The following is a 13528-nucleotide window of genomic DNA, read 5'->3' on the forward strand; positions in this document are numbered from 1 at the left end:
AGGAAAGTCCCCTTCAGCTCACCACATGCACTGAAAGTCCCCTTCAGCCGCGGTTGCGGAACGTGCGGGCCGCCAGCGTGCTGCCCGCCACCGCGGCCACCGCCGCGATCGCCAGCGCCGCCGCCAACGACCAGCCCAGCGGCCGGGCCAGCGCCAGCGCCCGGGTCGCGTCGATCGCGTACGTCAGCGGGTTCACCGCCGAGACCGCGCGGACCCACGTCGGCATCGTGTCCAGCGGCATGTACGCGCTCGAGGAGAACATCAGCGGGAACATCACCACGAACGACGCCGCCTGCAGGGTCTCGGCCTTGCGCAGCCACGTCGTGATCGCCACGAACACCCAGCTCAGGCACCAGCCGACCACCATCGTCAGCACCAGCGCCGACCCGAGACCGAGCGCCCCGCCCGCCGGGCGGAACCCCAGGAACACCACGCTCGCCAAAGCCGTCACTACCAGCTGGACGCCGAGCCGGGCCGAGTCCGACAGCGTGCGGGCGAACAGCACCGAGAACAACGAAATCGGCAGACACCGGAGACGTCCGGTGAACCCGCCGTAGATCTCCGCCAGCAGGCCCGCTCCCGAACTCATCGCCGTCGTCATCGCGATGTTCACCAGCGTCGCCGGTACCAGGAAGTTCACGTAACCCTGGTACGCCGCGACCCCCGGCAACGCGCCGACGCCGCTGAACACCTGGCTGAACAACAACAGCAGCACCACCGGCTGCACCAGTCCGAAGAAGACCAGCCGCCGGTCGCCGAACGCCGTGCGCAACGACCGCGCCGCCAGCACCCGGACCTGCGTCCAGAAGCCGGATTCCGGCCAGGCCGCCGGGTCCCCGAGTGCGGCCACGGCCGCGCGGTGCCGTGCCTGCGTCACCAGCCCACCGCCGTCCGGTGCAGGGACAGGTAGACGTCGTCGAGCGTCGGCTCGGTGACCGTCAGGTCCCGCAGCGGCGCGCCCGCCGCGTCGAGCGCGCGCACCAGCACCGGGATGTCGCCCGGCCCGGTCAACGGCACCGCGAGGACCAATCCGGTCCGGCCCGCCGACATCCCCAAGCGCGCCAACGCGTCCACCGCGCGGCGCAACGCCAGTTCGGTGCCGAACGTCAGCGTCGCCGTCCGGTTGCCCAGCCGCGCCTTGAGCTGCGCCGGCGTCCCGGACACCGTGATGTGCCCGAAGCCGAGGACGACGACGTGGTCGGCCAGCCGGTCGGCCTCCTCGAGGTACTGCGTCGTCAGCACGACGGTCGTGCCGCGCGCCGCGAGCTCTTCGACGACGGCCCACAGCCCGGACCGGCTCACCGGGTCGAGCCCGGTCGTCGGCTCGTCGAGGAACAGCACCTGCGGCGCGCCGACGAGCCCCGCGGCCAGGTCCAGCCGCCGCCGCATGCCGCCGGAGTACGTGCCCGCCGGGCGGTCGGCCGCGTCCTCGAGGCCGAACGACGCGATCAGCTCGGCCGCCCGCGCCTGCGCCTGCCGCGGCTTCGCGCCCAGCAGCCGGGCGATCAGCACGAGGTTGCCGCGGCCGGACAAGGCGTCGTCGACCGCGGCGAACTGCCCGGTCACCCCGATCCGGCGGCGGACCGCGCGGCCGCGGTGCACGACGTCGTAGCCGCAGACCCGGGCGGTGCCCGCACTCGGCCGGACGCGCGTGCTGAGGATGTCGATCAGCGTGGTCTTCCCGGCGCCGTTGTGGCCGAGGACCGCCAAGACCTCGCCGCGGGCGACGGTGAGGCTGATCCCGGCGAGCGCGGTGACTTCGCCGTACTGTTTCGCGAGGTCCGTCACGGCGATGACCGGCTGGTTCATGGCCGCTCCTTTCCCTGCCCGGGAAAAGGTAACGGGACGCGGGTCGCGCGGGCAAGAAGATCGTGACCACCCGCCGCGCGCGTGACAATTTTCGCGACCGCCGATCGTCCGCACGTGACAAGGGCTGACCTGCATGACCGTTCGCGAGGACGGCGATCCACCGCGGGTGACAAAGAATTCGAGGCCGCTTGTTCGGGTCGAATCGCGGCGGTAGTTTTCCTGGAAATTCCCCCATTCCCCGAGGTGACGAGCCGTGAGATTTTCGTGGAAGTCGAGAAAGCCCGCCTACGGCCTGGCCGCGGCGACGGTCGCGGGGGTCGCGGCGACCGTCGCGCTCGTCGGGGCCGGGCCGACGCAGGCCGCGCCCGTGAGCCTGACCCTGAACTACAACTGCCCGTTCCCGTTGATCGGCGACCAGGTCCTGTCGGTGAAGATCGATACGAACCTGCCCGACAACGCCGTCGCGGGCGCCGCGTCGACGCCGATCACCTTCGACGTCGACGTCACCGTGCCGGAGACCGCGACCGAGGGGCTGGCGCTGGTCGGCGCGACCTCTTTGGACGGTTCGGCGAAGGCCGCGGCGACGCTCAAGTACCCCGTCGACAAGACGCTGAACCTGAACCTGCCGCTGACCATCCCGTCGACGCCGGTGCCGCCGTCGGGCGCGTTCCACGTCAAGAGTAGCGGGAAGGCGCCGGCGGTGACGTTCCCGAGCCCGGGCACCGCGTCGGTGACCGTCGGCAACTTCAGCACCACGATGACCCCGCGCACCGCGGACGGCCAGCCGACCGACCTCGGCACGTTCACCTCGGACTGCGTCGCCGTCCCGGGCCAGAACCAGCAGCTGGGCACGTTCGAGATCAAGCCGGCGGGCGGCACCACGACGCCGACCACGCCGACGACCCCGACCACGCCCACCACGGAGCCGACGACGCCGACCACTGAGCCGACCACTCCGACGACCGAGCCGACGACGCCGACGACGGAGCCCACGACTCCGACTACCGAGCCGACCACTCCGACGACGGAACCGACGACTCCGACGACGGAACCGACCACTCCGACGACCGAGCCGACGACTCCCACCACGGAGCCCACGACTCCGACCACTGAGCCGACGACTCCCACGACGGACCCCACGACTCCGACGACCGAGCCGACGACTCCGACCACGGAACCGACGACTCCCACCACGGAGCCGACGACCCCGACGACGGAACCGACCACGCCGACGACGGAGCCGACGACCCCGACCACCGAGCCGACGACTCCAACGACCGAGCCGACCACGCCGACGACCACCACGCCACCGACCGGCGTCGAGGTCCAGTACTCGGTCAAGGGCAAGTCGGTCCTCAAGCAGCTGCACGCCACGCTGCCGCTCGGCCCGGGCACCCTCGACGCCAAGCTCGACGCCGCGTCCGGCAAGTTCGGCGCCCAGCTCAAGCTGCCGAAGTCGAGTGTGGACTTCCGCGTCTTCGGGTTCATCCCCGCGTCGGCGACGGTGCGGCTCGACCAGGTCGGCAGCATCGACGGCACGCTCACCGGCGGCGCGGTCAAGGCGAACGCGAAGGTCGACATCCACCTGACCACGGTCCGCGTGTTCGGGTTCCCGATCCTCTGCTCGACCTCGTGCCACACGACGAAGCCCGCCGACATCCCGCTCGTCTCGGCGCCCGGGTTCGACCCGCTCAAGGGCGGCACGCTGACCGCGACGTACGCCATCCCGCGGTTCAGCGGGTGCGGCTTCCTGACCGGGCTGATCAGCGCCATCACCTCCGGCCCCGGCAACAAGCTGGAAGTGACCCTCACCAAGAAGTGAAGTGGTCGCGCGGAAACGCAGACCCGCGTGACAAGAATTCGAAAACCCTTGTGGCACAACGAGAACCGTCAGTAGCGTCGGAAAGGATCGTTCCCTCGATGATGAGGATTTTCGGATGCTGACCCGGTTTTCGCTGCCACTCGTGCTGGTACTGGCCGCGTTCTCGCTCGGCGCCGCGCAAGCCGCGCCGGGCGAGACTGGGCCTGACCAAAACGTGCCCCAGTCGCAGCCGCAAGCCGCGGCCACGCAGATCCCCTTCGGCTTCACCCTCGGGGACGCGCAGCAGCCGACGACGAGCCACGTGGCCAAGCTCGGGTCCGACATCGCCTTCCCGCCGGGCACCTTCGACGGCGCGCTGGGCGGCCTCAGCAACACCGTGCCGATCACCGGCAAGCTGAACATCCCGCCGACGAACGGCTACTTCGTCGCGTTCCGGATCATGGGCACCACCGGCCGGGTCGAGATCATCCCGGACGGCGATGCCACCGGCACGGCCACCGTGCACACCGGCAAGGACACAGGCTGCAAGGCCACGCAGACGAACATCTGCGCCGACACGGACGTCACGGCGAAGGTGTTCATCAAGCTTTCGGACGCGAAGGTGGACGGCAAGAGCCTCGACGTCGGGCCGAACTGCCGGACGGCCCAGCCCGCGTCGGTCACCATCAAGGCCCTGGTGCCGATTTCGCTGCCCGCCCCGCCGGTGAAGGTGACGTCGACGTTCACCACGCCGCCGTTCACCGGGTGCGTCGGGCACGAGGACGTGAGCCGGCTGCTCACCGGCCTGGTTTCGGGGCCGGGCAACACGTTCGTCTCGAACCTCACGCTGCGCTGCTTCAGCACCGGGTGCAAGCAGTCATGACGACGCTGCTCAGCGAAGCCCCGCGGCGGGCCGCGAACGGACTGCGCGAGTTCGGCCGGATGTGCGCGATGGGGATCGACATCATCCTCGCCATGCTCCGCCGCCCGTACCAGGTGCGGGAGTTCATCCAGCAGTTCTGGTTCATCGCCAGCGTGTCCATCACGCCCGCGATCCTGGTGTCCATCCCGTTCGGCGCGGTGATCTCGCTGCAGCTCGGCTCGCTCACCAGCCAGATCGGTGCCCAGCAGTTCAACGGCGCGGCGAGCGTGCTCGCCGTCGTGCAGCAGGCCAGCCCGATCGTCACGACGCTGATCATCGCCGGTGCGGGAGGCAGCGCGATCTGCGCGGACCTCGGCGCGCGCAGCATCCGCGAGGAGATCGACGCGATGGAGGTGCTCGGCGTCTCGCCGATCCACCGCCTGATCGTGCCGCGCGTGCAGGCCGCCGTCGCGGTGTCCGTGCTGCTCAACGGCCTGGTCAGCGTGGTCGGCGTGCTCGGCGGCTACTTCTTCAACGTGATCGTCCAGGGCGGCACGCCCGGCGCGTACCTGGCCAGCTTCAACGCTCTCGCACAGCTGCCCGACCTCGTCGTCAGCTCGATCAAAGCCGTCATCTTCGGCTACCTCGCCGGGGTCGTCGCGTCCTACCGCGGGCTGAACCCGAAGGGCGGGCCGAAGGGCGTCGGCGACGTCGTCAACCAGTCCGTCGTCATCACCTTCCTGCTGCTGTTCTTCGTCAACACCGTGCTGACCGCGCTGTACCTGCAGCTCGTCCCGGCGAAGGGAACCTGAGTGGCCATCCTCGGCAAACCCGGCGACCGGCTGTTCGACCTCGGCGACCAGCTGCTGTTCTACGTCCGCGCGCTGGCGGCCGTGCCGCTCGCGGTGACCCGCTACTCCCGCGAAGTGGTGCGGCTGCTGGCCGAGGTGACGTTCGGCAGCGGCGCGCTCGCGGTGATCGGCGGCACGATCGGCGTGATGGTCGGGCTGTGCGTGTTCACCGGCGTCACCGTGGGCCTGCAGGGCTTCAGCGCGCTGAACCAGATCAACATCTCGGCGATGACGGGCTTCCTGACCGCGTACTTCAACACGCGCGAGATCGCCCCGCTGGTCGCCGGGCTCGCCCTTTCGTCCACTGTGGGCAGTGGCTTCACCGCGCAGCTGGGCGCGATGCGGATCTCCGAGGAGATCGACGCGCTCGAGGTGATGGCCGTGCGGAGCATGCCGTACCTGGTCACCACCCGGATCGTCGCCGGGTTCGTGGCGATCATCCCGCTGTACGTGATCGGGCTGCTGATCTCCTACCTCGGCTCGCGGCTGACCACGGTCGTCTTCTTCGGCCAGTCCGGTGGCACCTACGACCACTACTTCACGCTGTTCCTGCCGCCGGGTGACGTGCTGTGGTCGTTCGGCAAGGTGCTCGTGTTCAGCGTCGGCGTGATCCTGACGCACTGCTTCTACGGCTACCGGGCCAGCGGCGGCCCGGCCGGCGTCGGGGTCGCGGTCGGCCGCGCGGTGCGGACATCGATCGTGCTGATCAGCGTGCTCGACCTGTTCCTCTCCCTGGCGATCTGGGGCGCGACGACCACGGTCAAGGTGTCCGGATGAGCCGCTTCCGCACGCAGCTCGCCGGGGTCGCCTTCCTCGGGGTGCTCGTCCTGCTCGGGTACCTCGCGGTGGCGATCTACGACAAGGACTTCGACGACGCCGAGCTGGTGACGCTGCGGACCGACCGGGTCGGCAACCAGCTCGCCCCGACGGCCGAGGTGAAGGTCAAGGGCGTGCCGTTCGGCGAGGTCAGGGCGGTGCGCAGCACCCGGGCGGGCGCCGAGATCGACCTGGCGCTCGACCCGGCGAAGATCGGCCTGCTGCCCGGGAACGTCTCCGCCCGGCTGCTGCCCAAGACGGTCTTCGGCGAGCGGTACGTCAACCTCGTGCTGCCCGGCCAGCCCCGCGGGTCGCTGCGCGCGGGCGACGTCATCGGGCAGGACCACTCGGCCAACGCCATCGAGCTGGAACGCGTGCTCGGCGACCTGCTGCCGCTGCTGCGCGCGGTCCAGCCGCAGAAGCTGAACAGCTCGCTCGGCGCCATCTCCCAGGCCCTCGACAACCGCGGGACGCCGATCGGCGACAGCATCGTCAAGCTGCAGGACCTGCTCGCCCAGGTGAACCCGCTGATGCCGCAGTTCAAGGCAGACATCACCGGCCTGGCCAACGCGGCCGACGTCTACACCGGGGCCGCACCGGACATCCTCCAGGCGCTGACCGACCTCTCGACCACGGCGAAGACCATTGTGGACACCCGCGCGGACCTCGACAACCTCTACACGAGTGTCACGAGTGCCACCGGGCACCTGAACGACTTCCTGCGGAAGAACAAGGACAACATCATCGGCGTCTCGGCCGAAAGCCGTCCGTCGCTCGAGCTGCTTTCCCGGTACTCGCCGGAGTTCCCGTGCCTGTTCGACGCGGTCAACCGGCTCAAGCCGCTGATGGAGAAGGCGCTCGGCAAGGGCACGAACGAGCCGGGCCTGCACGTGACCATCACCGTGCAGGACCCGCGCGAGAAGTACGTCCCCGGCCGCGACACCCCGCGGTTCGACGCCACCGGCGGCCCGAAGTGCTACGGCGGCGGGGCTGCGTCCGCGGGCGCCGCGTTCGCCACCGACGGCGACCTCGGCCCGGCGAACTCCCCGGGCGAACGGCAGCTCGTCGCCGAAATCCTCAAGCCCGCACTGGGTGCCGTGCCGGACTGGAGCAGCGTCCTGGTCGGCCCGGCGCTGCGGGGAACGGAGGTGACCGTCCGATGAGGAGCGTCGTCGGCCCCGCCGTCAAGGGGCTCATCTTCTTCCTGGTCACCGCGGTCGCGACGGGGGTGCTCGCCATCACGATCGCGAACTCCAGTGTCGGCGCGACGATCGGCTACACCGCGCGGTTCACCGACGCGACGTCGGTCAACCCCGGCGACGAGGTCCGCATGGCCGGGGTCCGGATCGGCCAGGTCGACTCGGTGCGCGTGGTCGAGCACCGCCTCGCCGACGTCGCCTTCTCGGTCGACCGCACGCACCGGCTCACCGCGTCGGCCTCGGTCACCATCCGCTACCGCAACCTGGTCGGGCAGCGCTACCTCTCGGTCGACCCCGGGGCCACCGACACCTCGCCGACGCTGGCCGAGGGCGCGGAGATCCCCTTGGAGCGCACGAAACCCGCGCTCGACCTCACCGCGTTGTTCAACGGCTTCAAGCCGCTCTTCCAGGCGCTGTCGCCCAACGACGTCAACCAGCTGTCGTTCGAGATCATCCAGGTCCTGCAAGGGGAGGGCAGCACGATCGAAAGCCTGCTGCGGCACACCGCGTCGCTGACTTCGACCCTGGCCGGCAAGGACGCCGTCATCGGCCAGGTGATCGGCAACCTCAACACCGTGCTCGACACCGTGAACGCACAGGGCGACCAGTTCGACGCGCTCGTCGACACGACCGCGCAGCTGGTCACCGGCCTCGCCGCGGACGCGAAGCCGATCGGGCAGGCCATCGGCGGGCTCGGCGAGCTGACCACGGCCACCGCCGGGCTGCTGGACCAGGGGCGGCAGCCGCTCAAGGACAGCATCACCGCGCTCGGCGACCTGTCGAAGAACCTGGCCGACAACACGCCGGTGTTCCAGCAGTTCATCGACAACCTGCCGAAGAAGCTCGACCGCATCGGCACGCTCTTCTCCTACGGCTCGTGGGCGAACTTCTACCTGTGCTCGGTGGAGACCGACGCGAAACCGGCCCCGGGCGGCCCTCCGCCGGGCATCCCCGTCACCGCGGCGAGGTGCCGGTGAAACCGCCCCGCATCAAGCCGTTCCGGTCCCGCAACCCGATCGTCGTCGGCGCGGTGACCGCCCTGGTCATGGCGTTGATCGGCAGCGCGACGTTCTTCTCCGACGACCTGCCGCTCATCGGCGGCGGCACCACCTACAAGGCCGAGTTCCACGAAGCGGCCGGGCTGAAGCCGAACGACGAGGTCCGCGTCGCCGGGGTGAAGGTCGGCGAGGTCACCGACGTGCGGCTCGCCGGGGACCACGTCGAGGTGCTGTTCCGGGTCAAGGACACCTGGGTGGGCAACCGGACCACCGCGGCCATCAAGATCAAGACGCTGCTCGGCCAGAAGAACCTCGTGCTCGACCCCGTCGGCAACGGCGAGCTGAACCCGGACCAGCCGATCCCGGCCGAGCGCACGAGCTCGCCCTACGACGTCACCGACGTCTTCAACGACCTGGCGGGCACGGTCGGGGCGATCGACACCGACCAGCTCGCGCAGGCGTTCCGGGTGCTGTCCGACACGCTCGGCGCGTCGGCACCCAGCGACGTCAAGACGGCCTTCGACGGCATCGCCGCCCTGTCGCAAACGCTTGCGTCCCGCGACGACGAGCTGGTCAAGCTGTTCCAGAACACCAACCAGGTGGCCAAGACGCTCGGTGAACGCTCGGACCAGATCCAAGCCCTGATCCGCGACGGCAACACGCTGCTCACCGAGCTGAACGCCCGCAAGGACGCGATCGCGCAGCTGTTCAGCGGCATCAAGAACCTCTCGATCCAGCTGCGCGGGCTGGTCGCGGAGAACCAGAAGACGCTCGGCCCGGCGCTCGACCAGCTCGACCGCGTCGCGACCGTGCTGCAGCGGAACCAGGGGAAGCTGGAGGACAGCCTGCGCCTGGCCGGCCCGTTCTACCGGCTGCTCGGCAACGCCGTCGGCAACGGCCGGTGGATCGACACCTACATCTGCGGGCTCATCCCCACCGGCAGCACGCCGGGCAGCTGCCTGCCGCCGAAGAACGGGGGACGCTGATGGCGCACCAGCTCATCGACCTCGGGGCCCGGGCCAAACGCCGGACCCGGCTGCGGGCGCTGACCCTCGGCGTCGTGGCCGCGCTGCTGGTCACGGCGGTGTGGCCGGTGCTGGCCGCGCCCCGGGACCGCACGTTGACCGCGTACTTCACCGCCGCCGTCGGCATCTACCCGAACTCGGACGTGCGCGTGCTCGGCGTCGCCATCGGGTCCGTGTCCGAAGTGGAACCCAACGGCACCGACGTCAAGGTGACCATGACGCTCAAGCCCGGTGTGCAGCTGCCCGCCGACGCCGGGGCCGTCGTGATCACGCCGAGCCTGGTCGCCGACCGGTACGTGCAGCTCACGCCCGTCTACCGCGGCGGCCCGGAGCTGGCCGACGGCGCGACGATCCCGCGCGAGCGCACGGCCACCCCGGTCGAGGTCGACGAGCTGCTGACCAGCCTCAACCAGCTGATGGGGGCGCTCGGGCCGAAGGGGGCCAACAAGGACGGCGCGGTCAGCGACGTGCTGACGAAGTCGGCCGAGTACCTCAGCGGCAACGGGCAGACGATCGGGACGGCGATCAAGAACCTCGGCGAGTTCGCCCGCGCGGCCAGCGACTCGAAGGACGACTTCTTCGGCTCCATCGACAACATCAGCAAGTTCACCGCGATGCTCGCCGCCAACGACGGCCAGGTCAAGCAGGCCATCTCGCAGATCGCCTCGCTGAGCAAGGTCCTGGCCGACCAGCGCGACCAGTTCTCCGGCGCCCTGACCGAGCTGACCCAGGCGCTGAGCGTCGTGCAGGGGTTCATCAAGGACAACCGCGGCAAGGTGCAGTCCGATGTGGACAAGCTCGCCGACGTCACGAAGGTGCTGGTGAACCAGAAGGACTCCCTCGCCGAAGCCCTCGACGCGGCCCCGAACGCCCTGACGAACCTGCTGGGTGCCTACGACAAGGCCAACGGGACCATCGACGGCCGCGGCAACCTCCTCGAGTTCCCGGAGCCGAAATGAAGGCCATGGTCAAGCTCGCCGCGGTCGTGACGCTCGCGCTGGTCACCACCGGCTGCGGGCGCGGGGTCAGCGTCTACGACATCCCGCTGCCCGGCGGCGCCGCCCTCGGCGACCACCCGATCCACGTCACCGTGCGCTTCACCAACGTGCTCGACCTGGTGCCGCAGTCCGGGGTCAAGGTCAACGACGTCCCGGTCGGGCAGGTCGTCAAGGTGGAGCTGGCGCCCGACGGGCACAGCGCGATCGTCGACCTGCTGCTCAACGGCGACGTCGACCTGCCGGGCAACGCGGTCGCCCGGCTGCGGCAGGCCAGCATCCTCGGCGAGAAGTTCGTCGAGCTGGCCCCGCCGGACGACGCGACGCCGTCGGGGCGCCTGCTCGACGGCGCGGACATCCCGCTGGACCGGTCGACCCTGACGCCGGAGATCGAGGAGGTCTTCGGTGCCCTTTCGCTGCTGCTCAACGGCGGTGGCGTCGCGCAGGTCCAGAACATCAGCCACGAGCTGAACGACGCCCTCGGCGGTCGCGAGACCGCCGCCCGCAGCCTGCTGTCCAGTTTGGACACCTTCGTGCGGGGGCTCGACGAGCACCGGACCGAGATCACCCGCGCCATCGAGAGCGTCAACAAGCTGGCGGAGACGCTGAACGCGCACACCGACCAGATCACCACGACGCTCAACGGCCTGACGCCCGGCATCGGTGTCCTCAACCAGCAGCGGGAGGCGCTGGTCGGGATGCTCAAGTCGCTCGACGGGCTGACCTCGGTCGCCGTCGACACCCTGCACAAGAGCAAGGACGACCTGGTCGCCGACCTGCGTGCGCTGGAACCGCTGCTGCGGAGGCTGGCCGACTCCGGGGACAAGCTGCCGAAGGCGATGGAGATGATCTTCACCTTCCCGTTCCCGGACGCCGCGCTCGACACGATCCGCGGGGACTACCTCAACGGGTTCCTGAAGGTGGGCCACTGATGCTGACCCGGTTCGTGCGCGTGCAGGTGACGATCTTCGTCGTCATCGCGGTCGTCGGCGTCGCCTACGTCGGCGCCACCTACGCGGGCCTCGACAAGGTCTTCTTCGACCGCGGCTACACCGTGAAAGCCCAGTTCCCGACCGGCGGCGGCATCTTCACCAACGCCGAGGTCACCTACCGAGGCGTGCCGATCGGCCGCGTCGGCGAGCTGCGGCTCACGCCCGCCGGCATGGAGGCCGACCTCGAGATCGACTCCGGCACCGCGCCCGTCCCGGCCGACACCGAGGCCGTCGTCGCCGACCGGTCGGCCGTCGGCGAGCAGTACGTCGACCTGCGCCCGCGCACCGACGGCGGGCCGAAACTGCACGACGGCTCGGTGCTCACCCAGGCCGACACGAGGATCCCGCTGCCGGTGGACGTCGTCTTGTCGACAGTGGACTCGTTCGCCAACTCCGTGCCGAAGCCCGCACTGCGCACGGTCGTCGACGAGCTGTACAACGCGACGTCCGACGCCGGCCCGGCCCTCGACCAGCTCGTCGGCCGCGGCATCGAGTTCGTGCAGGCGGCCAGCGCGCACGTCGCGCCGCTGACCCGGTTCGTCACCGACGCGCACACCGTGCTCGACACCCAGGTGCAGCAGGCCGACGCGATCCGGTCGTTCGGTGCCAACGCGAAGCTGCTGGCGTCGACGCTGAAGCAGTCCGACGGCGACCTGCGCACCCTGATCCCGGCGGTCCCGGCGGCGGCGAACGAGGTCGGCGCGCTGATCCGCGACTCCGGGCCGCAGCTGGGCGTGCTGCTGGCGAACCTGCTGACCACCGCGGACGTCCTCGAGGCCCGTCAGGACGGCCTCCGCCAGCTGCTGATCACCGCACCCGAGGCGGTCGCCGCGGGCAGCGCGGTGGTCCGGCCGGACGGCGCGCACTTCGGGCTGTCGCTGACGTTCTTCGACCCGCCGCCGTGCACGACGGGGTACACGACGCCCTACCGCAACGGCCTGGACACCTCGACCCGCCCCTTCAACACGGCCGCGCGGTGTGCGCTGCCGAAGGGCGACCCGACGAACGTGCGGGGCTCGCAGAACGCACCGGGAGGACGGCCGTGAGGATTTTGCTGTGGGTGGCCACGATCGTGGCGACGGCGGCGGCCGGGTGGTCCGGGTTCACCTGGTGGCAGGCGGCGCACGACGACGGCGTCGCGCGCGCGGTGGTCCGGGAGGACGCGCTGGCCGCGGGCCGGACCGCGGTCGCCGGACTGACCACTTTGGACTACCGGCAGGCCGCGCCCGGGTACCAGCACTGGCTGGACCTCTCGGGCGGCCCGCTGCACGACGAGCTGGCCGCCGACCGCCAGGGCAGCCTCGACCGGATCGCGCAGGCGAAGACCGTCACCACCGGCAAGGTGACCGACGCCGCGGTGACCGAAGTGGACACCGGCGCGGGCACGGCGAAGCTGATCGCGTCGGTCGAGCTGGTCGTGACACCCGAAGGCGGCGACGCCGTGACGAAACGCAACCGGTTCCAGGCCGACCTCACCCGCGGGCCCGACGGCTGGCGGGTCACCGGGCTGGGCCAGGTCCCGACGGGGGAGACACCGTGAAGGCAGCGACGAAGAAGCGCTCGGTGAAGGTCGCGGGCCGCCACCACGACGCCGACTCCCAAGACCCTCGTGAGTGGCGATTGGGGTTAGAACCCGAATCGCCACTCACGACCACCAGCCGACCCCAGCTCAAAGTGGGGCTCGGGGTGGTCGCCCTTCTGATGACCGCTCTCGCCGTGTGGTTCACCCTCGAAGCGCGCGGCACCAACGCCGTCGTCGCGCACAACACCGCGCTTTCCGACGTCGCGGGCACCGCGGAAGCCGGGAAGCAGGTCAGCGCCGCGCTCGGCACGCTCTTCTCCTACCGCTACGACGATCCGGCGAAGAACGAACGGGCGGCGAAAGACCTCCTCAGCGGCCCCGCGCTCGCCCAGTACGACCAGCTCTTCGGCCAGGTCCGGAAGCTCGCCGCCGACCAGAAACTCGTGGTCGCTTCGACCGCCGTCGCCTCCGGCGTGAAACTGCTCGACGGCGACCGCGCGGCGCTGCTCGTCTTCCTCGACCAGACCGGCACGAGAGGCGACGGGCAGCGCAGCACCGGCGCCGCTCAATTGAGCGTCACCGCCGAGCGCGTGGCCGGGAAGTGGCGCGTCACCGGGATGTCCGCCGCGTGATTGTCACCGTGACAACAGCCGCCGCC

14 protein-coding genes are annotated in these 13528 nt (G+C 70.3%); 12 read left to right on the forward strand and 2 right to left on the reverse strand.

Going from position 1 to position 13528, the window contains the following annotated elements:
* Window positions 1–43: 43 nt before the first annotated feature.
* Window positions 44–877 (reverse strand): ABC transporter permease, encoded by an 834-nt coding sequence (locus tag QP939_RS24650; RefSeq protein ID WP_285459173.1) that lies wholly within the window; start codon window positions 875–877, stop codon window positions 44–46.
* Window positions 874–1809, reverse strand: coding sequence for an ATP-binding cassette domain-containing protein (locus QP939_RS24655; RefSeq protein ID WP_285459174.1), 936 nt, complete (start codon window positions 1807–1809; stop codon window positions 874–876). Before QP939_RS24655 ends, QP939_RS24650 begins: the two co-directional genes overlap by 4 nt.
* Window positions 1810–2062: 253 nt before the next feature.
* Here QP939_RS24655 and QP939_RS24660 point away from each other — a divergent pair, with 253 nt between their 5' ends.
* The 12 genes from QP939_RS24660 to QP939_RS24715 all read left to right on the forward strand — a co-directional run bounded on the left by QP939_RS24660 (window position 2063) and on the right by QP939_RS24715 (window position 13502).
* Window positions 2063–3631, forward strand: coding sequence for a DUF6801 domain-containing protein (locus QP939_RS24660; RefSeq protein ID WP_285459175.1), 1569 nt, complete (start codon window positions 2063–2065; stop codon window positions 3629–3631).
* A gap of 115 nt (window positions 3632–3746) precedes the next feature.
* Complete coding sequence (locus QP939_RS24665) at window positions 3747–4493, forward strand: hypothetical protein (RefSeq protein ID WP_285459176.1); 747 nt, start codon at window positions 3747–3749, stop codon at window positions 4491–4493.
* Entirely contained in the window at window positions 4490–5284 is a 795-nt protein-coding gene (locus QP939_RS24670) for an MlaE family ABC transporter permease (RefSeq protein WP_285459177.1), read from the forward strand. The genes QP939_RS24665 and QP939_RS24670 overlap by 4 nt, the downstream gene beginning before the upstream one ends.
* On the forward strand, window positions 5285–6100 hold the full coding sequence (locus tag QP939_RS24675; protein ID WP_285459178.1) for an MlaE family ABC transporter permease: 816 nt from the start codon (window positions 5285–5287) through the stop codon (window positions 6098–6100). It begins immediately after the preceding gene.
* Window positions 6097–7302: an MCE family protein gene (locus QP939_RS24680; protein WP_285459179.1), complete on the forward strand. Its 1206-nt coding sequence runs from the start codon at window positions 6097–6099 to the stop codon at window positions 7300–7302. The genes QP939_RS24675 and QP939_RS24680 overlap by 4 nt, the downstream gene beginning before the upstream one ends.
* Window positions 7299–8315 carry an MCE family protein gene (locus tag QP939_RS24685; RefSeq protein WP_285459180.1) on the forward strand — a complete coding sequence of 339 codons (1017 nt, stop codon included), beginning with the start codon at window positions 7299–7301 and terminating at the stop codon, window positions 8313–8315. The genes QP939_RS24680 and QP939_RS24685 overlap by 4 nt, the downstream gene beginning before the upstream one ends.
* Entirely contained in the window at window positions 8312–9322 is a 1011-nt protein-coding gene (locus QP939_RS24690; RefSeq protein WP_285459181.1) for an MCE family protein, read from the forward strand. Before QP939_RS24685 ends, QP939_RS24690 begins: the two co-directional genes overlap by 4 nt.
* A complete protein-coding gene (locus QP939_RS24695; RefSeq protein ID WP_285459182.1) occupies window positions 9322–10320 on the forward strand; it encodes an MCE family protein in 999 nt (332 codons plus the stop codon). Before QP939_RS24690 ends, QP939_RS24695 begins: the two co-directional genes overlap by 1 nt.
* Window positions 10317–11288 carry an MCE family protein gene (locus tag QP939_RS24700; protein WP_285459183.1) on the forward strand — a complete coding sequence of 324 codons (972 nt, stop codon included), beginning with the start codon at window positions 10317–10319 and terminating at the stop codon, window positions 11286–11288. The genes QP939_RS24695 and QP939_RS24700 overlap by 4 nt, the downstream gene beginning before the upstream one ends.
* Complete coding sequence (locus QP939_RS24705; RefSeq protein WP_285459184.1) at window positions 11288–12394, forward strand: MlaD family protein; 1107 nt, start codon at window positions 11288–11290, stop codon at window positions 12392–12394. Before QP939_RS24700 ends, QP939_RS24705 begins: the two co-directional genes overlap by 1 nt.
* Entirely contained in the window at window positions 12391–12888 is a 498-nt protein-coding gene (locus QP939_RS24710; RefSeq protein WP_285459185.1) for an Rv1363c family protein, read from the forward strand. Before QP939_RS24705 ends, QP939_RS24710 begins: the two co-directional genes overlap by 4 nt.
* A gap of 161 nt (window positions 12889–13049) precedes the next feature.
* The gene (locus QP939_RS24715; protein ID WP_285459186.1) at window positions 13050–13502 is read left to right on the forward strand and encodes a hypothetical protein; all 453 of its coding nucleotides are present in this window, start codon (window positions 13050–13052) and stop codon (window positions 13500–13502) included.
* Window positions 13503–13528: the final 26 nt, after the last annotated feature.

Source organism: Amycolatopsis nalaikhensis, from assembly GCF_030264295.1.
Lineage (GTDB): Bacteria > Actinomycetota > Actinomycetes > Mycobacteriales > Pseudonocardiaceae > Amycolatopsis > Amycolatopsis nalaikhensis.

What these genes read in the sequence shown, in the direction of transcription:
- QP939_RS24655 (WP_285459174.1), bottom strand. Translation starts at nt 1,809, where the DNA reads ATGAACCAGCCGGTCATCGCCGTGACGGACCTCGCGAAACAGTACGGC.
- QP939_RS24700 (WP_285459183.1), top strand. Translation starts at nt 10,317, where the DNA reads ATGAAGGCCATGGTCAAGCTCGCCGCGGTCGTGACGCTCGCGCTGGTC.
- QP939_RS24670 (WP_285459177.1), top strand. Translation starts at nt 4,490, where the DNA reads ATGACGACGCTGCTCAGCGAAGCCCCGCGGCGGGCCGCGAACGGACTG.
- QP939_RS24685 (WP_285459180.1), top strand. Translation starts at nt 7,299, where the DNA reads ATGAGGAGCGTCGTCGGCCCCGCCGTCAAGGGGCTCATCTTCTTCCTG.
- QP939_RS24680 (WP_285459179.1), top strand. Translation starts at nt 6,097, where the DNA reads ATGAGCCGCTTCCGCACGCAGCTCGCCGGGGTCGCCTTCCTCGGGGTG.
- QP939_RS24715 (WP_285459186.1), top strand. Translation starts at nt 13,050, where the DNA reads ATGACCGCTCTCGCCGTGTGGTTCACCCTCGAAGCGCGCGGCACCAAC.
- QP939_RS24695 (WP_285459182.1), top strand. Translation starts at nt 9,322, where the DNA reads ATGGCGCACCAGCTCATCGACCTCGGGGCCCGGGCCAAACGCCGGACC.
- QP939_RS24705 (WP_285459184.1), top strand. Translation starts at nt 11,288, where the DNA reads ATGCTGACCCGGTTCGTGCGCGTGCAGGTGACGATCTTCGTCGTCATC.
- QP939_RS24665 (WP_285459176.1), top strand. Translation starts at nt 3,747, where the DNA reads ATGCTGACCCGGTTTTCGCTGCCACTCGTGCTGGTACTGGCCGCGTTC.